This window comes from Rudaea sp. 3F27F6 (assembly GCF_005503555.1).
Classification (GTDB): Bacteria; Pseudomonadota; Gammaproteobacteria; order Xanthomonadales; family Rhodanobacteraceae; genus Rudaea.
In genome coordinates, this window is the sequence record NZ_SCNG01000007.1 from 80,466 (window position 1) to 100,404 (window position 19,939).

Below are 19,939 nucleotides of genomic sequence, written 5' to 3' on the forward strand. Positions count from 1 at the left end.
ACAATGAAGAAATGGCTCAAACGCATCGGTATAGCGCTCGCGATCGTCTTCGCGCTGATCCTCGCGCTCGCCTGGTGGCTGCTTGCGACCGAGTCAGGCACGCGCTTCGCGGTCGAGCGCGCCAAGTCGGCGCTCGCCGGCAAGCTCGCGATCGCCCAAGCGACCGGCGCGTTGACCAGCCCACTCGAACTGCACGACGTCGCTTACAAAGACCCGGCTTCCGGCCTCGACGTCAAGGTCAAGACGCTCAAGCTCGACTACGAATTCTTCGGCCTGCTGCGCAAGACCGCGCATGTGCGCAGCCTCGACATCGACGGCGTCGATGTCGCCCTGACCACGGTGCCGGCCACGCCGCCGCCGCCCGATGCCGCCAAGCCGTCGGTCGCACAATTGCTGACGCCGCCGCTCGACATTCTGCTCGACCGATTGCACGTCGGCACAGTCCACGTGACTCAGGACGGCAAGCCCGTGTTCGCGAGCGACAGCCTCGATGCCGCGGCGACATGGACGGCCTCCGCGCTCACTGTCAAGCAACTCGCCCTGCGCGCGCCCGACGGCAAGGTCGATCTCGACGGCGCGATCACGCGCTACGCCGACGTCGTCGGTGCGGGCAAGCTCGACCTCGACTGGGCCGTTCCGAATCAAAGTGACGTGGCCGGTGCCGAGAAAAAGTCGCCGCCGATGCGCGTCGCCGCCAAGGCCGACTTCAACAACGACGGCAAGCAAGCGCACTTCGTCCTAGCGCTGAGCCAACCGCTGGTCGCGAACGCAAAAGGTTCACTCACACCGAACGACAAGAATCTGCCGTGGACGGTCGATCTCGACGTGCCGGGCTTCGATCCGAAAACGCTGACCCAAAGCGACGCGCTCAAGACGCTGGCGCTCAAGCTCGCCGGTTCGGGCGACAAGAATGCCGGTGCGCTGAGCGGCAGCGTCGATCTCAACCAACACCGTATCCTGCTCGACCCGCTCAAGTTCGCCAGCGACGGCAAGACCTTCACTCTTGAACCGCTGCGCCTGCGCTCGCCCGAAGCGCCCGGCACGCTGACGGCGCAGGCCAAGGTCCACCTCGACGCCAAGCCGGTCGGCGGCGACGTCAAGCTCGACTGGGCCGATGTCGTGCTGCCGGCCGACCTCGCCGGCCAGGAGATCGCCACGCACGGCAGCATCAGCGCCGGCGGCAACGCGGACAAGTTCAACGCGCAGGGCGAACTGTCGATCGGGCCGCCGAAACAGATCGCCGACCTCGCCTTCAAGCTCGACGGCACGCCGGAGAAAATCTCCCTCGCCCAACTCGAACTCAAGCAACCCAAGGGCGGCCTCAACGCGACCGGCGATGTGGTGCTGAAACCCAAGGTCGGCTGGAACATCGAGGCGAAGGCGAACCGGCTCGATCCCGGCGCGTTCGCCAAGGACTGGCCCGGCGCGGTCAATTTCATTTTGTCCACCAGTGGCAATGTGGAAAAAGACGGCCCGGTCGCCAAGCTCAAACTCGATGGTCTGAGCGGCACCTTGCGCCAGCGCGCGCTCGGCGGCAACGGCGATCTCAGCTTCGCGCCGCCGTTGAACGTCGACGGCAAACTCAATTTGTCCTCGGGACAAAGCACGGTCGCTATCGTCGGCAAGGGCGGCGCGGGCAAGGACGCGCCGACCGATCTCAAGATCGACCTCGGCATCGCCAGCCTCGGCGACTGGGTACCGAAAGCCGGCGGCAGCATTCGCGGCACGATCGCGGTCAACGGCCCGTATCCCAAACTCAACGCGAGCGGCAAGGTCACCGGCAGCGCGATCGTGAGCGGCGACACGCATCTGCAGGCCTTCACTCTCGACTTCGATGCGAAGGACCTGTCCGCGCCGAGCGGCAACCTCGCGCTCGACGCGAGAACCTTGTCTGCCGCCGGCTACACCTTCGATACGGTCAAGCTCGATGCCAACGGCAACCAGGCCGCGCACCGGCTCCGCCTCGACGTGAACGGCAAACCGCTGTCGCTTGCGCTCGCCCTCGACGGCGCGCTGACCCAGACGAAAACCGCGAGCGACTGGCGCGGCACGCTCAGGGAACTGACCCTGAACCAGCAGGGCCTGCCCGAATGGAAACTCGCGCAGCCGACCGCGCTGTCCTATGTCGGCGGCAGCTTCAACCTCAGCGAGCTCTGCCTGCGCGCGGGCGCTCCGGGCATCTGCGCGCAGGCGACGCAGGACGCAAAGAGCGGCACCAACGCGAAGTTCTCGATCGAACACCTGCCGCTGGCGATGCTGGCCAAATTCGCCAGTCCCGACGCGCCACTCAAGCTCGAAGGCGAGATCAATGGCAACGGCGCGATCACCGCCGCGCCGAGCGGCGCACTGAGCGGCAACGCGGCGATTACCTCCGACCAGGGTACGATCACCTATCCCGATTCGGCCTCCAAGGGCCTGCTCAGCTACAAAGGCTTCCGTATCGATGCGGCCCTGTCGCCCGCGCAGAACACGATCACCATCGCGGGCGACCTCAACGACGGCGGCCGCATCGACGGCCGCATCGTCACCGGCGCCGCGGCGGCGGACGGCGCGATGCCGCTGTCCGGCAATCTCGGCCTCAACATCAACAGTCTCTCTTTCGTCGACCTGCTGACCACCCAGGTGTCGGGCACCAAGGGCAAGGTCGAGGCGAAGTTTGCGCTGTCCGGAACGACGAAGAAACCCGGCATCGACGGCCAGCTCGCCCTCGTCGACTTCGGCACCGAAGTGCCGGCCGCCGGACTCAAGCTGCGCGACGGCAACATCAGCGTGCGTTCGCGCGACGGCGAGAACTTCGACATCGACGGCGCGATCGCCTCCGACGAAGGCAAGCTCGCACTCAAGGGCAGCGCGGGCATCGCGCCCGACTCGCCGATCGCGCTGTCGATCCAGGGCGACCGCTTCCTCGCCGCGAACATCCCCGGCGCAAAAGTATACATTTCCCCGGACTTGAAGATTGACCGCGACGCCAAGCGTTTGCGTGTCGGCGGCACGCTGCAGATACCGCAGATGTTCGTCGACGTATCCAAGCTGCCTGGCGGCGGCGCGGCGGTCGCTCCGTCGCCCGACATCGTCGTCGTCGACGACAAGGCGGCGCAGAAGAGCGCAGCGGCCAACGCGCCGATCGAAGTCGAGGTCACGGTCAAACTCGGCGCGGGCGAAAAACTCGCGATGGACCTGCGCCAGGGCACCGAGGTGCATCTGATCGGCTTCGGCCTCAATGCCAATCTCGGCGGCCAACTCACAGTGATCCAACTACCCGGCAAGACGCCGATCGGACGCGGCCAAATCCAGGTCAACGGCACGTTCAAAGCCTACGGCCAGGACCTGACCATCGAACAGGGACGCCTGCTGTTCGCCGGCACGCCGGTCGAGAATCCCGGCCTCGACATCCGCGCGACGCGCGGCTTCCCCGACCAAAACATCGTCGTCGGCCTGCAAGTGCGCGGCACTGCGGTTGCGCCGCAGCTGACCGTGTTCTCGACGCCGGCGATGGAACAGTCCGACGCCCTCTCCTACCTCGTTGCCGGCAAGCCGCTGTCGCAGCTGAAAGGCGGCGAAGGTAACGCGGTCGGCAGCGCCGCATCGGCCCTCGGCACCGCCGGCGGCGACCTGCTCGCGAAAAGCATCGGCGCGAAGATGGGCCTCGACGATGTCGGCGTCGCCGACAATTCTTCGGTCGGTGGCGCCGCGCTGACGGTCGGCAAGTACCTCTCTCCACGCCTCTATATGAGCTACGGTGTCGGACTGTTCAGCCCAGGCCAAGTCGTGACCCTGCGCTACAAGCTCACCCGGCTGTTCGACTTCGAGATGCAGAACGGAACGCTGTCGAGCCGGGCGGGAATCAACTACCGTATCGAGAAGTGATCCCGCCCGTGGGCGCCCAGGATGCCCGCTGCATCCGGGAGCGCATTCCACGCGCCGCGGACTCGATCGAGAGAGGTCGCCGATGACTAGCCGAACCGCTTCCTGCTCCTGTGGCCAATTGCGCATCGAGGTTCAAGGCGAGCCGCGCGGCGTCGGCGTCTGCCACTGCCTCGCCTGCCAGCGCCGTACCGGCAGCGTGTTTGCCACCCTGGCCGGTTACGCCGCACCGTATACCGTTTCCGGCAGTGCGACCGAATACGTGCGCACCGGCGACCACGGCAGCCGGTTCCGCTTCCGTTTCTGTCCGATATGCGGAACAACGCTGTTCCATACCGAAGAAGGCCACGAGCAATCGGGCGTCAGCGTCGCCGTGGGCGCGTTCGCCGATCCGAGTTTTCCTGCACCCGAAGATTCGGTCTACGACTGCCGCCGGCATCCCTGGGTGCAGCTACCTGTCGGACTCACCGTTTACGAGAAAGACCCGGAGTAGACGCCGCAGCGCGGATCGACGGCAGCAGTGAAACCAATCGCCTTCCGCATCACGCCGCGATCAGCTTCCGTCACGGCGAGCGGCTATCGTGGAAGTGTCGACTGCAGTTTCCGCGGCAAGGGCATGCGCATGCCGCGTCCGCGGGTGATCGGCACCGAGCGAAACCGCTAGCCTCTGCGCTGCGCTATCGAAGCGCGCTTGCACGCCGTCGCGCTTGCCGCGGGCAAGATCGATTTGCGCGGACACCGCATCGCAGGCAGCCAGCCCCCATCCGTCTGGCGCCGACAACACGGCGAACAGAGCCCGCGCCTCGGCCGCACGGCCTGCGGCCAGTTCCCAATGTTTCATGGCGACAGCGATCTCGGCACGGTCGAGCAGAACGCGCGGAAGCTGCAGGCTTCCGGCCGAGCCGAGCGCGCGCAATCCTTTTTCCGCGGCGGCCAACTCCGCATCGGCCGAGCCGAGCAATTCTGCGTTCGCCGCAGCCGACGCGAGCAAGACCTCCGCGCGATACATGTGCAGGCTTTCCCCGTATGGATTCGGCGTGGTCGACTGCGCGTAGACCTGCTGCGCCTTGGCGAACTCGACCTCGGCTTCCGCTTCGCGGCCGAGTTGAGCGAGGGCGCGCGCGCGATGCGCGGCCGACAAGATCGCGAATATGTTGTTCTTTTCGCCGAGGTATTCGCGTTGCATCGATTCCGCGCGGTCGATCAATGCGAGTGCCGCCGCCGGGTCGGCCAGTTCGATCCGATCGCCGGCCGCATTGAGCAACTGCACGGCCATGCCGTACGACGGCCCGCTCACGCGCAGGCGCAACGCATTCGACTGTTCGCGTTCCTGCGCGGCGCGGGCGATCAGGCCGAGGGTACGGTCGCAAGCCGCGATTCCCGCGGTCGCCATCGCCATGTCGGCGCTTTCGCTGCGACCGGCGCGTTCGAGTATCTCGATCGCGTGCCGGTACTGCTCGCGCCCGGCGAGCGGGTCGCCGGAGCTGCGCAGCGTATCGCCGTAATTAGCATGTACGGTCGCCGCTTTGTCGTCGAAGGCCGGGCCGCTCGCGTCGATTTCGGCCACGGCCTCGCGCTCGACGTTCTTCGCCGCGTCGAGCGCATTCTCATCGGACAGCAAGATGCCCCGATCCGAAAGACAGAGCGCATGCAGCGCTCGTGCGCTTCCGCTCAAGCGCTCGGCGCGTGCCAGGCCTGCGTCGATCCAGCGCTTCGCTTCGGCATCCTCGTTGAGCCAATGTTCGGCGAGACCGAGATTGCAGGCCGCACGCGCATAAATTTCATCCGGCAGCGCCTCGCCCTTATCTGTGAGCAGAGGACGCAGGAGGCGCTGCGCGCCTTTCGCATCGCGCCGCTCGGCGTACACGTCGGCGAGAACGCCGATCATCGCCGCGCGGCGCTCCGGCGGCATCTGCGCGTCGCCGAGCAGATGGTCGCTCGCCTGCCTGAGCAAATCGCTCGCGCTTGCGCTTGGCGTGTTGGAGCTGCCGACCAGCTTCAATAGAAAATCGGTCATCGCCGCGTTGCGCCCGGCCTGCATCTGCGCCGCCTCGCGCTGCTCGGCGGCGGCGCGCGCCTGCTCGTACGCAACGCGCGCCTGGTACAGACTCCACAAGGTCGTCACGATCAAAGTGACGACAGCGACAGCCGCTGCGGCGACGGCAACGCGATTGCGCGCGACGAACTTGCGCGCACGATAGGCGGCACCGGCGCCTTGCGCAGCGACCGTCCTGCCGTCGAGATAGCGACGCAGGTCCGCCGCCAGTGCCTCGGCCGAGGAGTAGCGCCGTTCGGGCTGCACCGCGAGCGCGGTCAGGACGATGCGGTCGAGATCGCCGCGCAGCAATTTGCGCCGCGTGCGACCCGCAGCGATCGATGTGTCGACGCACTGGCTCGGGGGCTGCGCATCGCCCGGCACGGCGACGCCGTTCGCGGCGACTTCGCCGGTGTTCGCGCGCTTCGGGCGGCGTCCGGTCAGCAATTCATGCAGAACGACACCGAGTGCGTAGACATCGGTCGCGGTGGTGATCGTGCTTCCGGCAATTTGCTCGGGCGCGGCATAGTCCGGGGTGAGCAGGCGCATCGCGGTTGCGTCGTTCGCCGCGGCGTCGAGCACTTTGGCGATGCCGAAATCGAGCAGCTTCGGCATAGCGTCGGCGGCGACGAAAATATTCGACGGCTTCAAATCGCGATGCACGATCAAGTTGCGGTGGGCGAACTGCACGGCGTCGCAGACTTCGGCGAACAGTTGCAGGCGCGCACGCAGGCCGAGTCCGTGTTCCTCCGCGTAGACCGTGATCGGCACGCCGTCGACGTATTCCATCGCGAGATACGGTGCGCCTTGCGCATCGACACCGCCATCGATCAGGCGCGCGATGTTCGGATGTTCCAGGCGCGCGAGAATCTGCCGTTCCTGGCGGAAGCGTTGTACGAGCCCCGGCGTCGGATAGGCGACCTGCTTGATCGCGACCCGCTGCTCGAACTCGCCGTCGTCGCGCGCACCGAGCCAGACTTCGCCCATGCCGCCGACGCCGAGGCGGCGGATCACCCGGTAACGGCCGAACGCATTCGGCGTGCCCCGCTGCGCAAGCGCTTCGCGCGCCTCCGCTGCGAGCGCAGCGGGTGCGCCAAGAAAATCGGCCTGATTCTGGAATTCACCGATCAGGCGCAGCAGCGTCGCGCGCGCGTCGGCATCCTGCACGCAATGCTCGGCCAGCCACGCTTCGCGTTGCTCCGGCGCGACGTCGACGAAGGATTCGAACAACTCGGCAATCTGCTGACGATTCATCGACCGGCCCTGTTCGGTGGTTTCGAGTCGCGCTTCAGTCCTGCGTGTTCATCAAGGCGAACAGGCGCGCCCGCGCGCGCTGCCAGTCGCGGTTCAAGGTGCGCTCGCTGACCGATTGCAGCGCGCTGATCTCGGCGATTTCGAGCCCGGCGAAGACGCGCAGTTCGATCAGGTTGACCAGGCGCGGCTCGTTGTTGGCGACGATCTCGATCGCGTCGTTGAGCCGCAGCAGATCTTCCGGACTCATGCCTTCGCCGGCCACGTCGGCGGCGCCGTTGAGGGTGACCGCCGCCGCGCCGGCACCGCGTTTTTCCGCGCTGCGCGCGCGCGCATGGTCGATGAGGATTTCGCGCATCGCCTTGCCCGCCAGCGCGAGCAGATGCGCGCGATCGCACAGCGCGACTTCGTCCGCGCCGACGAGCTTGAGATAGGCCTCGTGCACGAGTCCGGTCGTGTCGAGCGTCGACGCGCCGGCCTGCGCGAGCTGGCGTCGCGCAAGCCGCTTGAGTTCCTCATACATGCGCGCGAACAGGCGCTGGCGCGAGGCCAGGTCGCCCGCGTTCGCCGCAGCGATCAGTTCCGCAATGCCACTTTCCACGCCGTCGAGCCCCCACCGCCCACGATCGGGGCTCAGCTTAATCCCGTTCCCGCTAAGCAGGGCATAAATCGCTCTCGGCGAGGAGCCGCGGGCCTTTTCTGTGCGTGACACAAACGATGTCGTTTGCCCGCCCCCGATTCCGATCGACTTGTCCAAGCGAGCATCGCCAACGGCCGTCCATTCGAAACCAATCGAAAATCCGCCAAGGAAAACGACATGGCGCGGCGATACGCGCAGCGATTTCCTGTCCGCGCCGGATCGGCGGGAAATGTCGTTCCGCGGGTTCGAATTCCGATCAGGAGTGGAAAGCGGGATCGCAGGTCCGCTTATCGCCGCTCAATCGGAGAAACCTCATGTATCGCAGGCAGCAGATTTTTATTCGGGCACGGACGACGCGAGGATCCTGCCGATACGCAGCGGGAATCGCCGCACGCATCCTGGCAGCGCTCGCGCTCGCCACGGCAATGGCCCCGGTGTTCGCCGCGGGCACGATGGTCGCGACCGTCAGCCTGTTCGCTACGCCGAATCCGAGCCAGTTGCATCAAAGCGTCCATTTCGGTGTCGTGGTTGCCGGTACCGGCGGAACCTACCCCACCGGCACGGTGAATGTGCACGACGTCAACGACAACGTCGACATCTGCACCGCCCTGCCGCTGGCCGGCAGCGGCGGGACGAAAACCGCTTCATGCGACTATGCCAATCTGTCGCTGCGCACGACCGAGCTCTATGCGTACTACAGCGGCGACGCGAACTATGCGCAGGCATCTTCGACGCCTCATCTGCAGCAAACCGTAAACGGCATGGAGTTGTGGCCCACCGTGACGTTGGGCATGGAGTACAGCGCCAATCCGTACATCCTTGCGAGGGTCATCGGCAACAGCCCGACCGGCACGGTGACGTTTGCCGACACCGATACGCTGCAGACGATCTGCGCCAACGTTCCTTTGACCGGCAGCGGCAACGAGCGCACGGCGCTGTGCAACAGCAGCAGCCTTGCCCTTACGCCGGGAACGCACAACGTCGGCGCGACCTACAGCGGCGACGCCAACAATCCGAGCTATGTCTCCGCCAACGTGACGTACGGGGTGGTGAATGCGGTCTCGCATACGTCCCTTGCCTCGCCCGGTTCTGGCGATGTGTCGGTCGGACAGAACATCCATTTCAGCGCGAGGCTGAGCGTCGATGCCGGCGTGACGATTCCACCGACCGGGACGATAAAATTCATCGACGGTGGGGCCGACGGCTCCACCGCGACCGTCCTCTGTCAGACAGCCGCGGTGCAGGACGCCCCGGGGGCGCTCACGGCGACCGCTGGTTGCAACGCAACGATATCGAACCCGGGCAGCCACCTCATCGGCACCGATTTCAGGCCGGACAGCCCCTACATGACCTCGGCAGGATCGAGCAACGACGCGACCTTGTCCGTGCGCACCAACCCCACGCTGACGCTGACCGGTTCGGTCGCCTCGTCCGTGGTCGGCCAGCCCGTCACGCTGACCGCGACGCTGAGCGGCGCGGTCAATCCGACCGGCACGGTGCAGTTCGCAAACGGACGCCCACAATGCGCTGCAGTGCCATTGACTGCGGCGGGCAGCGGCTATACCGCAACCTGCACGTACAGCGCCGGCGGCACGGGGACGTATTCCTGGATCGCGACCTTTGCCGGGGATAACCTCAACCAGAGCGCCAGCGCGAGATTCGCTGTGAACTCAAGCAAAGCCGACACGCGCATTTCGTCCGTCGTCGCCAGTCCCGCGACCATCGGTTTGGGCGGCAGCACGACAGTGACATTCACGTTCGGCTCGGTCGCTCCGAGCGACGGCGGCTTCACCGACAGCGGCAGCATCGGCGTAAGCGACGGCAGCGCAAGCTGCGCGCCCATCGCAGTGTCATCGTCGCCAAGCCCGTTGCAATTGAGCTGCATCTTGAGTCCGACAAGTGTCGGCAACAAAACGCTTACCGTGACGTTTGCCGGCAGTTCCTACTACAACCCGTCGACAGGAACGGGAACATTGAGCGTCATCAACGCGGCGGCGACCTACACGGTCACGCCAAACGCCGGCCCCAACGGCAGCATTGCGCCGGCGACGCCGCAGACGGTGAATGCCGGTGCGACGGCGACGTTCAGCGTCAGTGCCAATCCGGGTTATGCCGCAACGGTCGGCGGCAGTTGCGGCGGCAGCCTTAGTGGAAATGTATACACGACCGCGCCGGTCGGTGCCAATTGCAGTGTCGTCGCGAGTTTTGCGTCGACCGCGGCCGCGAACGTCAATCTCAATCAGTTCGGCCTGTCCGGCAGTTGGTACAACCAGACCACGAGCGGCCAGGGCATCATGCTCTCGACTTTGCCGGACCAGAGCAGCCCCGGCCATGGCGTCGCGTTCGCCGGCTGGTTCACTTACGACGTCGCGCCCGGTGGTGGCCCGGAGAAGCAGCGCTGGTATGCGCTGCAAGGCCCGATCGACAATATCAATCACGTTGCGACGCTGACCATCTACAAGGGCAACGGCGGCAACTTCGACGCACCACCGCGCATCACGGCGACACCGGTCGGCAGCGCGACTCTGCAGTTCGCCGACTGCCAGCACGGCACCTTGATCTACTCGTTCACCGACGGCAGCGGCCGTAGCGGCACGATTCCGCTGACCCGGCTCGACGCGTCCATCACCTGTTCGCCGTCGGGCGACAACGGCGTGTCCGCGCCGAGCTATCTGCTGACCACGTCCTGGTACAACCGGGCGACGAGCGGGCAAGGCATCTTCACCGTGGTCAATCCCGACCAGCACGTGCTGTTCATGGCCTGGTACACCTACATGCCGAACGGTCTCGCGAGCGGCGACGCGAGCCAGCGCTGGTACGTATTGCAGCTTGGGCCCGATATTCCGTATACCGCGAGCATCGTGCCCGCGAGCGGAATTCCGATCTATACCGGAACCGACGGCGTGTTCGACAACCCGGCACCGTACGTGCGCACTCAAGTCGGCACGGCGACGCTCACTTTCATCGATTGCGCAAACCTGCGTCTCAGCTACACCTTCACCGGCGGCACCAATGCCGGAGTGAGCGGCAGCACCGACCTGATCCGCCTCGGCAACGCGCCGACCGCCTGCGGGCTGTAGCGCCGCGAATTGCACGCGAGCAGCGGCGACGCCGCTTCTTCACGCCGGCCCTACTGCAACGGTAGGGCCGGCCTCAGCCGGCAGCGCGGTGAGCGAAGAATCGCTTGAGCGGTGCGATGCGATCGACCAGGGCCAGCCCGGCCCCGCGCAAGGCCGCGATCGCAGAGGCATCGCTGCCAAAGCCGCGCTGGATCGCATCGAAAGCGCGCGCGGAAATCGCGTTGTCGCTGCGCCGACGGCGTTCGTAGCGGCGCAAGTTCGTTTCCGCGGCGAAGTCCGCTTTGCGCTCGCGCGCTTCGCTCAGCACGCCGGCAAGTTCAGCGACGTCGCGAAAACCGAGATTGACACCCTGCCCCGCGAGCGGATGCACGACGTGGGCAGCATCGCCGACCAAGGCGAAGCGCGGCGCGATATAGCGGTCGGCCAGACGCATGCGCAACGGAAACGCGGCGCGCGGCGTCGCTGCCGTAATCGCGCCAAGGCGAAAGTCGAATGCAGCGCCGAGTTCGGCGCGGAACGCCGCATCGTCGAGCGCAAGCAGGCGTGCGGCCTCGGCGTTCGGTGCCGACCAGACGATCGAGCTGCGTCCGTCGGCGAGCGGCAGAAAGGCCAGCGTCGCGCGCGGCAGGAAACGCTGCCATGCGGTCGCTTCGTGCGCGCGCTCGTGGCTTACGTGAGCGACGATGCCGCGCTGTGCGTAGTCGCGATCGTGCGCGGCGATGCCGAGCAAGCCGCGCAGGGCCGAATCGGCGCCGTCGGCCGCGACGACGAGTCGCGCCTTGAGTTGCGTGCCGTCGTCGAAGGAGAGAAGCCGGGATTCCGGGCTCGCGACTCGCGCGTCGGCAGCACCGGCTGCGACGATTTCCGTCGCGACGACGCGCGCAGGGCAACGCAGGTCGATTGCGGATTGCCGCTCGACGGCCTGCCACAGCGCCGACTGGATCAATTTGTTCTCGACGATGTAGCCGAGCGCGGACGCGCCCTCGTCGGCGGCATCGAAGCCGAGGCTGCCCGGTGTCAGCGCATCCCAGACGCGCATGCGCCGATAGGCACTCGCACGCGCAGAAGCGATGGACGGCCAGACGTCCAGACGTTCGAGCAGGCCAATCGACGATGCGGCCAGCGCGACGACGCGCAGATCGACTTCGTCCTCGGCACGCCACGGCGCAGGCGCGCGCGATTCGATCAGCGCGACCTCGAAGCCGCGCCGCGCGAGATCGAGCGCGAGCGCGGCGCCGACCATGCCGGCGCCGACTACGGCCACGTCACAAATCCGCCGTGAAGTCATTTCAGCGCTCCTCCGCGGTCGCGAAGATCGAACCGGCATTGGTGCCGGCCTTCTCGGCAAACCCGTTGCGCAGCGCCAGCGCCGGCGCATGTCCGCGGAAGCCCATGCCGCGCGCGACCAGCGCCTGCTTCAACGGCGCCACGCGGTCGATCGCGATCAGGCCGAGCGAGCGCAGCAGTTTCAGCGGCAAGGCTTCGCTTGCGGTCCAGCGCGCCAGGCCGTCGCTCATCGACGCGGTGCCTTCGCGATCGTCGCGGCGCAGTTCGACGTAGCGTTCGAGCAGGGCCACAGCGCCGACGTCGCCACCGGCGCGCGACTGCGCGACGAGCAATTCGGCGAGGGTCAGCGCATCGCGCAGGCCAAGGTTGAAACCCTGTGCGCCGATCGGATGGATCGTCTGCGCGGCATTGCCGACGAGCACGGCACGCGGCGCGGCCAGGCGCTGCGCAAGCGTGCGCACCAGCGGATGCGAAATGCGCCGGCCGGGACGCGAGAAGCGGCCGAGACGATAGCCGAAACGCTCGTGTAGCTCGGCGACGAAGCCGGCATCGTCGAGCGCGGCGATGCGCTTGCTCTCGTCGGCCGGCACGGTCATAACGACACCGGCACGCCGGTCGGCGAGAGGCAGCAGCGCGACCGGGCCGGTCGCGGTGAAGCGCTCGTAAGCGCATCCGTCCATCGCGCGCTCGGGCTGCACGGTCGCGACAAAGGCGGTCTGCGCATAATCGAACTTGTCCACGCCGATGCCGAGCGCCGAACGCACGAACGAAGCGGTGCCGTCGGCGCCGACGAGCAGGCGCGTGCGCAGTCGCGTTTCGCCTGTGTCCGCAGTCACGCTGGCGACGATGCCGTCCGCGTCGTTCTCGATCGCAGTCAGCTTTGCCGGCGCGTAGCGCACGAGATTCGTGCAGCGCGCGATACGGGCGAAAAGGCCGTTGCCGAGTTCGCGCGCCGGACAAGTCGCGCCGAACGCGTCGAGGCCGTGCTCGGCCGCGTCGAGGCGCACGCTGCCGAACTCGCCGCGGCGACTGACATGGACGCGCCGGATCGGCGTCGCCTTGGCCTCGACCAGCGGCCACACGCCGAGCGCGGTCAGCGCGTTGACGCTAGCACGCGCGAGCGCCAGGCTGCGCTCTTCGGGATTCGCATTCGGATCGATCTGCGGCGCAACCGCCTCGACCTGGGCGACGCGCAGGCCGCTGCCGTCGAGCGCGATCGCGAGGCTGGTGCCGACCAGGCCGCCGCCGACGATCAATACATCGAAATCGTTCATGCGCACATGATACGCAAAGAAGCCTGCGGCCTGCGGGTTTCCGGCTATAATGCTTAACGTTTCGGAGGATTTTCACGATGACTAGCGCAACCTTGGGCACCTCGGGCGCGTCCCGCGATTCCGGCGCATTCCGCTACGGCGTGTTCGCCCTGCTCGCACTCGCGATGGCGGTTACGCGCATCAACCATTTCGGCCTGCTGCCCGACGCGTCGTGGGCGATCTTCTTCGTCGGCGGCTTCTATCTGCGCCGCGAGTGGCGCTGGGCGTTCCCGCTGCTGATGGTCGAAGCAGTGCTGGTCGATTATTTCGTCATCAGCGGCCAGGGCATTTCGTTCTGGGAACACTACTGCGTGTCCGCAGCGTACTGGTTCCTCGTACCGTCCTATTTCGCGATGTGGTACGGCGGCGCTTGGCTTGCCACGCACTACGCCGGTCTCAACACGCGTTCGCTCGCGCTGGCGGCAGCGGCATTCGTCGTCGCGCTGAGCGTGTGCTACCTGATTTCCAACGGCAGCTTCTACTGGCTTTCGGCGAGCGTGCCGCAGCCGCGCAGCTTCCCGGCGTGGTTCAAGAACCTCGGCGACTGGTATCTGCCGTACCTGACCAGTCAGGGCATCTACTTCGGCATCGCGGTCGCGCTGCATGTGATCGCCGTGCAGTTCACGCATACTCCGGCCGGCCTGCGCGCACGCGCCTGATGCCCGTTCGGCCGCTCTTGGCGGCCGAATGCCGGTTGGCTAGATCATCACCGCGCATCGGCGATCTGCCGATGCGCCGCACACGACGGGCCAACTTCCACGTCCGGCCCGAGCGCAAGACAGCGTGAGCCATGGGTAATCGCCTTTCCAAAATCTATACGCGCACCGGCGACGACGGCACCACGGGCCTCGGCGACGGCTCGCGCGTAGCCAAGGATTCCGCGCGCGTCGCCAGCTACGGCACGGTCGACGAACTCAACAGCGTGATCGGCGTCGTCCTCGCCGAAGAGATTCCGGCCGCGGTGCGCGAGACTTTGACCCAGGTCCAGCACGATCTGTTCGACCTCGGTGGCGAACTCTGCATTCCGGGCATGGCGATGATCCACGCGGCCGATATCGACCGCCTCGAAACCACGCTCGACGGCTTCAATGCCGATCTGCCCGCGCTCAAGGATTTCATCCTGCCCGGCGGCGGCACGGCGGCCGCGCACTGTCACGTGGCACGCACAGTCTGCCGACGCGCCGAGCGCGAAGTCGTCGCGCTGGCCCGCGTCGAAACGGTGCGGCCCGAAGCGGTGCGCTATCTCAATCGTCTGTCCGACCTGCTGTTCGTGATCGCGCGCGTACTCGCGCGTGCCTCGGGCCACGGCGAAGTGCTGTGGCAGCACGAGCGGCGTAAGAAGTAATCGCCCTCGCACACTGCGCGGTCAGTCCAGGCCGCGATCCCAATACGGCGGCGTGCCGATTTCCTCTTTGAGATGCTCGATGAACGCGCGCGTCTTCGGCGCGAGCGGACCCGGCACGCGCAGCACCTGCACAGCTTGCCCTTCTTCCTGCAGCGGACGGTCGGCGAACAAGCGCACGAGGTGACCCGTGCGGATCGCGTCGCCGACCAGCCAGCTCGTCAGATGCACAATGCCGAGCCCTTCGACCGCCGCCTGCAGCAGCAGTTGGCTGCTGTTGCACGACAGGCGCCCGGATACCTCGATGCTCCGCGCCTTGTGCGCCTTGCCGAAGCGCCACCAGCCCGGCGGTGCCGCGCCCGGTGCGGACAGGCAGTCGTGCGCGCGCAGATCTTCGGGCCGCCGCGGCGTGCCGTGGCGCTCGAGGTAGGACGGCGCGGCGCAGAGTACGCGGCGCATCGGCGCAACGATCGTGCTGACCAGACGCAGGTCCGCCGCGATGCTGCCGGCACGGATGGCCAGATCGAAACGCGTGCGCGAGAGATCGACCAGCGCATCGTCGAGATGCAGCTCCACGCTCATGTCGGGATAGCGCGCGAGAAAGCGCCCGAGGATCGGCACGAGATGCAGGTTGCCGAACGCCGCCGCCGCGGTGACGCGCAGCAGCCCGCGCGGCGCGCTTTCGCCGACGGCGACCGCTTCGCGCAGTTCGGCGAGTTCGCGCAGAAGCTGGCCCGCGCGCGCGCGCAGCAGTTCGCCGGCTTCGGTCAGGGTAAGTGCACGCGTGGAACGGTGCAGCAGGCGCGCGCCGGTCTGCTTCTCCAGCTCGATGATCTGGCGCGCGACCGAAGACGGCGCGAGGCCGAGATGGCGGCCGGCCGCCGAGAAACTGCCGGTCGCGGCGACGTCGAGGAACAGGGCCAGGCGGTCGGCGAATCCCGGTGGCGTCATCTTTGCATTGGACGCAAAAGAGATTGGCATAAGCGAGGCATTCCGAACAATTTAGGCAAAGCCTAGACTACGCCCCCTGCCTTATCGAGGAAACCCTCATGGACACCGCCGCTCCCGCCCTGACGCGCGGCCTCACCTGGCTGATGGCGATCGCCTGCGGCGTCTTCGCCTCGGGCATTTACTTCAACCAGCCGCTGCTCGGCGACTTCGCGCGCGACTTCCATTCGAGCGTACAAAGCGTCGCCACGGTCGCCGCGGCGACGCAGATCGGCTACGCCTGCGGCCTGCTGCTGTTCGTGCCGCTCGGCGACCGCTACGAGCGGCGCGCGCTGATCCTCGTGCTCGGACCGCTGCTTGCGCTCGCCCTGTTCGCCGTCGCCATCGTGCGCGATCTGCCGGCGCTGATCGCGGCTTCGTTCGCGCTCGGCCTGTTTGCGACGGTGACCCAGCAGCTCGTGCCGATCGCCGCGCATCTGGCTGCGCCCGAACAGCGCGGCCGCGCGGTCGGTACAGTCATGAGCGGACTCCTGCTCGGCATTCTCTGCGGGCGCTTTTTCGCCGGCGCGATCGCCGCGCATTTCGGCTGGCGCACGGTGTTCGTCGCCGCCGGCATCGTCGTGCTCGCGCTCGTCGCCGCGCTGCGCTATGCCCTGCCGCACATGCCCAGCGAGCACCGCGCGAGCTATCCGCGCCTGATCGCCTCGGTGTTCGGTGCGGCACGGCGTCATCCGGTGCTGCGCGAGGCCGCGCTCGTCGAAGCGCTGCTGTTCGCCGCGTTCAGCGTGTTCTGGGTGACCCTGACGCCGTGGCTCGCGAGTCCGGCCTTCGGCCTCGGCGCCGAAGTCGCCGGCATGTTCGGCCTGGTCGGCGCCGTCGGCGCGGCAATCGCCCCAATCGCCGGTCGGCATGCCGACCGCCGCGGTTCGCGCTGGGTGCTCAACGTCTCGATCGCCACCGCGCTCGCCGCCTTCGTCGTCTTCGCCTTCGGCGGCCGCAGCCTGTTGCTGCTCGCCGTGGGCACGATCGTGCTTGACCTCGGCATCCAGGCGTCGCTGATCGCGAACCAGACGCGCATCTATGCGCTCGACGCCGCCGCGCGCAGCCGCATCAACGCCTTCTTCATGACCGCGATGTTCGTCGGCGGCGCTGGCGGCTCCGCACTCGCCGGCACGGCCTGGCAGTACGGCGGCTGGACGACGTCGATGGCACTCGGCGGCGCGCTCGTCCTGCTCGCCGGCGTGGTGCATCTGCTCTCGCGGCCGGCGCGGCGCAGCGCGGCGCTGACGCAGGAATAGTCCGCCATTCTCAAGCGCAGCGGTGCGGCATGCCGACCGCGCCGCGTGGGCTGCGCTTGTCGTCGCATCGGCGAAACTCTTATTCTGTTCGCGGTTCCCTGCTATCGGTCCGTCGAGCTTGATGCACCTCTATACCCACTCGTCCTGCCTGCGCCACTCCGCCGGGCCGGGCCATCCCGAATCGCCGGCGCGGCTGCAGGCCGTGCTCGAAGCGCTGGACCAGGACCGCTTCGCCATGCTCGACCGGATCGAAGCGACGCGTGCTTCGTACGAGCAGCTCGCGCGCGTGCACAGCCCCGAGCTGATCGCCCTCGTGCATACCGCGGCGCCCACGCAAGGCTATGCCCAGCTCGACGCCGATACGGCGATGTCGCCAGATTCGCTCGAAGCCGCATTGCGCGCCGCCGGCGCGGTCTGCGCCGCGGTTGACGCGCTGATCGACGGCAGCGCGACGCGCGCCTTCTGCGCCGTGCGCCCGCCGGGGCATCACGCCACGCACGCCACGCCGATGGGCTTCTGCCTGTTCAACAACATCGCCGTCGGCGCCGCGCATGCGCTCGCCCGCGGTATCGAGCGCGTCGCCATCGTCGATTTCGACGTGCACCACGGCAACGGCACCCAGGACATTTTCTGGCGCGATCCGCGCGTGCTCTACGCGTCCACGCATCAATCGCCGCTCTATCCGGGCACGGGCGCCGAGGACGAAACCGGCGCGGGCAATATCGTCAACGCGCCGCTGCCGCCCGCATCGAGTTCGTTCGCGTTCCGCGAAATCTGCCGCGATCTGATCCTGCCTGCGGTCGCACGCTTCCGCCCACAGCTCGTACTGATCTCGGCCGGCTTCGACGCGCACTATCTCGATCCGCTTGCGAATCTCAATCTCGGCGCACCCGACTACGACTGGATCACGCGCGAGCTCGTCGACATCGCGCGCAAGCACGCGCACGGGCGCGTGGCCTCGAGCCTCGAAGGCGGCTACAGCCTGACCGCGCTGCGCCAGTCGGTCGCGGCACATGTCGCCGCGCTGATGGATTGACTCGACGGCGCGTAAAGCACGCGGCGTTGACGAGCAACGGCCGAGTCATCGCTCTTCGCAGTAACCCTCGAACACGGTTCCTTTCAAGGACGATGGCTGTCCCGCATTACCTGCGGTCGGCAGGCTATCGAGGATGTGCTTCTGTGCGGGTTCGGAAAGCCGCGCATTGTGGACAAGAGCGACATAGGCGTAGCGTTCGTTGTCGCGTCTCAAGCAGTCGTAGCCGCTGTAGTAGCGGATATTTTCCAGTTCGCTGACCTTGCGCGACTCGTCGAGTCCGGACCCGAGTAAGGCCAGCGATTTGTAGAACCCGTAGTACTGGAACGATTTCGCGTTGGCGCGGCGTCTCCACTCCTCGCTGGAGTTATCCCCTGATTGAGGACGCAACGACTTCGCGACCGCCGCGAAGTCCAGAGTGCCATTCGCCGTGCTTGGATAGGCCATCGGCACGATGCCGATCGCCTGCACTCCACCGTCGAATGTACGGACACGAGAGGGAGGACCGGGCAGATCCGACTCCGACCAGCCTACGACCGATACCTTGGTGCCGACGCCATAGCTCGCTTGCAGTTCGCCAAGATCATAAGGCTCAGGCTTGCAATTGGCCCCGTGGCCGAGCGGGTACACATCGACAACCATACCTGTTTGTGAAGATACGGCGGCTTCGGTCACGCGCACTCTCAAGCCCGGCGCCGCAGGTTTGTCTTTGAGCAATTCCCGCGGCAGCGCATCGCCTTCCACGACGCCGGCAAATGCAACGAGGTCCGGCGGGACCGAGGACGGCGGTACACCCGGAAACAGTCTGCACGCCTCGGCGGTTTTGCCGAACAGCAAGGCCATCGTCACGATCATCAGCAATACGGCACGCATGAAACTCTCCTTGCTCAGTCGGCCGTTCGCGGGACACTCTAGTCCGCTATATCGGGCTCGAAGAACGACCAGCGGATCTCGGGAAAGTTCGCGCGCATGTCGCGCTCGACCGCATTGATCGCATCGACCACGCCCTTGGTCGACAGGTCGCGGCTCATCTCGGCCTTGACCGCGACCATGATTTCGCTGCCGAGTTGCAGGGTGACGAGATTGAACACGCGCGCGATTTCGGCGCGGCCTTCGAGGAACGCGAGGATCGCCGCCTTGAGTTCGGCATCGACGCTCTGCCCGATCAGCAGCGCCTTGACTTCGATCGCGACGAACACCGCGATGACGACGAGCAGCACGCCGATCGCCAGCGTGCCGATCGCGTCGAACAGCGGATTGCCGGTCAGCATCGTCAGCAGTACGGCGGCCAGCGCAAAGGTCAAGCCGAGCAGCGCGGCCAGGTCCTCGCCGAAAATCACGATCAGCTCGCTCTGCCGGCTTTCGCGGAACCAGCGCCACAGCGAACGATTACCGCGCGCCTTGTTCACCTCGTTCAGGCAGCCGTACATCGAAAAACTTTCTGCGACGATGCCGAAGGCGAGCACGCCGACCGCAATCCACGGCCATTTCAGCGGCTCGGGCTCATGCAGCTTGTGCAGGCCCTCATAGATCGAGAACGCGCCGCCGACACTGAACAGCAGCAGCGCGACGAGGAACGACCAGAAGTAGATTTCCTTGCCGCGGCCGAGCGGATAGTCCGGCGACGGCGGCGCCTTCGCCTGCTTGATGCCGAGCAGCAACAGCAATTGGTTGCCGCAGTCGGCGAGCGAATGCACAGCCTCGGCGGTCATCGCGCCCGAGCCGGTGAGGAATGCCGCGACCGCCTTCGACACGAAGATGGCGAAGTTCGCGCCGAGCGCGTAGAAGATCGTCTTGAGCGAATCGGCTTTGCCGGACATTCACGGTTCCTGGTCGTACGAGAGGGGA

The 19,939-nt window shown here is 66.6% G+C and carries 14 protein-coding genes; 7 read left to right on the forward strand and 7 right to left on the reverse strand.

Going from position 1 to position 19,939, the window contains the following annotated elements; all coding sequences use genetic code 11:
* Positions 1-3: 3 nt before the first annotated feature.
* Together FFS30_RS21715 and FFS30_RS21720 are read left to right on the forward strand one after the other, a co-directional pair.
* The gene (locus FFS30_RS21715) at positions 4-3,867 is read left to right on the forward strand and encodes a translocation/assembly module TamB domain-containing protein (RefSeq protein ID WP_137915299.1); all 3,864 of its coding nucleotides are present in this window, start codon (positions 4-6) and stop codon (positions 3,865-3,867) included.
* Positions 3,868-3,949: 82 nt separating this feature from the next.
* On the forward strand, positions 3,950-4,357 hold the full coding sequence (locus tag FFS30_RS21720) for a GFA family protein (RefSeq protein ID WP_137915300.1): 408 nt from the start codon (positions 3,950-3,952) through the stop codon (positions 4,355-4,357).
* A 60-nt stretch (positions 4,358-4,417) separates the two neighbouring features.
* Here FFS30_RS21720 and FFS30_RS21725 read toward each other — a convergent pair whose 3' ends face one another.
* Together FFS30_RS21725 and FFS30_RS23975 are read right to left on the reverse strand one after the other, a co-directional pair.
* Positions 4,418-7,153 carry a serine/threonine-protein kinase gene (locus FFS30_RS21725; RefSeq protein WP_137915301.1) on the reverse strand — a complete coding sequence of 912 codons (2,736 nt, stop codon included), beginning with the start codon at positions 7,151-7,153 and terminating at the stop codon, positions 4,418-4,420.
* Positions 7,154-7,187: 34 nt separating this feature from the next.
* Positions 7,188-7,751, reverse strand: coding sequence for an ECF-type sigma factor (locus FFS30_RS23975; RefSeq protein WP_171014786.1), 564 nt, complete (start codon positions 7,749-7,751; stop codon positions 7,188-7,190).
* A gap of 353 nt (positions 7,752-8,104) precedes the next feature.
* Here FFS30_RS23975 and FFS30_RS21735 point away from each other — a divergent pair, with 353 nt between their 5' ends.
* The gene (locus FFS30_RS21735; RefSeq protein ID WP_171014787.1) at positions 8,105-10,870 is read left to right on the forward strand and encodes an Ig-like domain-containing protein; all 2,766 of its coding nucleotides are present in this window, start codon (positions 8,105-8,107) and stop codon (positions 10,868-10,870) included.
* A gap of 73 nt (positions 10,871-10,943) precedes the next feature.
* Here the strand turns inward: FFS30_RS21735 and FFS30_RS21740 are convergent, their stop codons facing one another.
* Together FFS30_RS21740 and ubiH are read right to left on the reverse strand one after the other, a co-directional pair.
* Positions 10,944-12,158, reverse strand: a complete 1,215-nt coding sequence (locus FFS30_RS21740) for a UbiH/UbiF/VisC/COQ6 family ubiquinone biosynthesis hydroxylase (protein ID WP_137915304.1) — start codon at positions 12,156-12,158, stop codon at positions 10,944-10,946.
* Position 12,159: 1 nt separating this feature from the next.
* Positions 12,160-13,431, reverse strand: coding sequence for a 2-octaprenyl-6-methoxyphenyl hydroxylase (gene ubiH / locus FFS30_RS21745; RefSeq protein WP_137915305.1), 1,272 nt, complete (start codon positions 13,429-13,431; stop codon positions 12,160-12,162).
* A gap of 164 nt (positions 13,432-13,595) precedes the next feature.
* Between ubiH and FFS30_RS21750 the strand changes: the two genes are divergently transcribed.
* Positions 13,596-14,129, forward strand: coding sequence for a hypothetical protein (locus FFS30_RS21750; protein WP_137915423.1), 534 nt, complete (start codon positions 13,596-13,598; stop codon positions 14,127-14,129).
* A gap of 131 nt (positions 14,130-14,260) precedes the next feature.
* The gene (locus tag FFS30_RS21755; RefSeq protein WP_137915306.1) at positions 14,261-14,815 is read left to right on the forward strand and encodes a cob(I)yrinic acid a,c-diamide adenosyltransferase; all 555 of its coding nucleotides are present in this window, start codon (positions 14,261-14,263) and stop codon (positions 14,813-14,815) included.
* 21 nt (positions 14,816-14,836) lie between these two features.
* On the opposite strand, the gene FFS30_RS21760 is transcribed toward FFS30_RS21755, so the two are convergent.
* The gene (locus tag FFS30_RS21760) at positions 14,837-15,793 is read right to left on the reverse strand and encodes a LysR family transcriptional regulator (protein WP_137915307.1); all 957 of its coding nucleotides are present in this window, start codon (positions 15,791-15,793) and stop codon (positions 14,837-14,839) included.
* Between the two features lie 68 nt (positions 15,794-15,861).
* Between FFS30_RS21760 and FFS30_RS21765 the strand changes: the two genes are divergently transcribed.
* Complete coding sequence (locus FFS30_RS21765) at positions 15,862-17,058, forward strand: MFS transporter (protein ID WP_137915308.1); 1,197 nt, start codon at positions 15,862-15,864, stop codon at positions 17,056-17,058.
* A 121-nt stretch (positions 17,059-17,179) separates the two neighbouring features.
* Positions 17,180-18,094 (forward strand): histone deacetylase family protein, encoded by a 915-nt coding sequence (locus FFS30_RS21770; protein ID WP_212742543.1) that lies wholly within the window; start codon positions 17,180-17,182, stop codon positions 18,092-18,094.
* A gap of 45 nt (positions 18,095-18,139) precedes the next feature.
* On the opposite strand, the gene FFS30_RS21775 is transcribed toward FFS30_RS21770, so the two are convergent.
* Positions 18,140-18,964: a hypothetical protein gene (locus FFS30_RS21775; protein WP_137915310.1), complete on the reverse strand. Its 825-nt coding sequence runs from the start codon at positions 18,962-18,964 to the stop codon at positions 18,140-18,142.
* A 38-nt stretch (positions 18,965-19,002) separates the two neighbouring features.
* Entirely contained in the window at positions 19,003-19,911 is a 909-nt protein-coding gene (locus FFS30_RS21780; protein WP_137915311.1) for a cation diffusion facilitator family transporter, read from the reverse strand.
* Positions 19,912-19,939: the final 28 nt, after the last annotated feature.

What these genes read in the sequence shown, in the direction of transcription:
- FFS30_RS21715 (WP_137915299.1), top strand. Translation starts at nt 4, where the DNA reads ATGAAGAAATGGCTCAAACGCATCGGTATAGCGCTCGCGATCGTCTTC.
- FFS30_RS21720 (WP_137915300.1), top strand. Translation starts at nt 3,950, where the DNA reads ATGACTAGCCGAACCGCTTCCTGCTCCTGTGGCCAATTGCGCATCGAG.
- FFS30_RS21725 (WP_137915301.1), bottom strand. Translation starts at nt 7,153, where the DNA reads ATGAATCGTCAGCAGATTGCCGAGTTGTTCGAATCCTTCGTCGACGTC.
- FFS30_RS21735 (WP_171014787.1), top strand. Translation starts at nt 8,105, where the DNA reads ATGTATCGCAGGCAGCAGATTTTTATTCGGGCACGGACGACGCGAGGA.
- FFS30_RS21740 (WP_137915304.1), bottom strand. Translation starts at nt 12,158, where the DNA reads ATGACTTCACGGCGGATTTGTGACGTGGCCGTAGTCGGCGCCGGCATG.
- ubiH (WP_137915305.1), bottom strand. Translation starts at nt 13,431, where the DNA reads ATGAACGATTTCGATGTATTGATCGTCGGCGGCGGCCTGGTCGGCACC.
- FFS30_RS21750 (WP_137915423.1), top strand. Translation starts at nt 13,596, where the DNA reads ATGGCGGTTACGCGCATCAACCATTTCGGCCTGCTGCCCGACGCGTCG.
- FFS30_RS21755 (WP_137915306.1), top strand. Translation starts at nt 14,261, where the DNA reads ATGGGTAATCGCCTTTCCAAAATCTATACGCGCACCGGCGACGACGGC.
- FFS30_RS21760 (WP_137915307.1), bottom strand. Translation starts at nt 15,793, where the DNA reads ATGCCAATCTCTTTTGCGTCCAATGCAAAGATGACGCCACCGGGATTC.
- FFS30_RS21765 (WP_137915308.1), top strand. Translation starts at nt 15,862, where the DNA reads ATGGACACCGCCGCTCCCGCCCTGACGCGCGGCCTCACCTGGCTGATG.
- FFS30_RS21770 (WP_212742543.1), top strand. Translation starts at nt 17,180, where the DNA reads ATGCACCTCTATACCCACTCGTCCTGCCTGCGCCACTCCGCCGGGCCG.
- FFS30_RS21775 (WP_137915310.1), bottom strand. Translation starts at nt 18,964, where the DNA reads ATGCGTGCCGTATTGCTGATGATCGTGACGATGGCCTTGCTGTTCGGC.
- FFS30_RS21780 (WP_137915311.1), bottom strand. Translation starts at nt 19,911, where the DNA reads ATGTCCGGCAAAGCCGATTCGCTCAAGACGATCTTCTACGCGCTCGGC.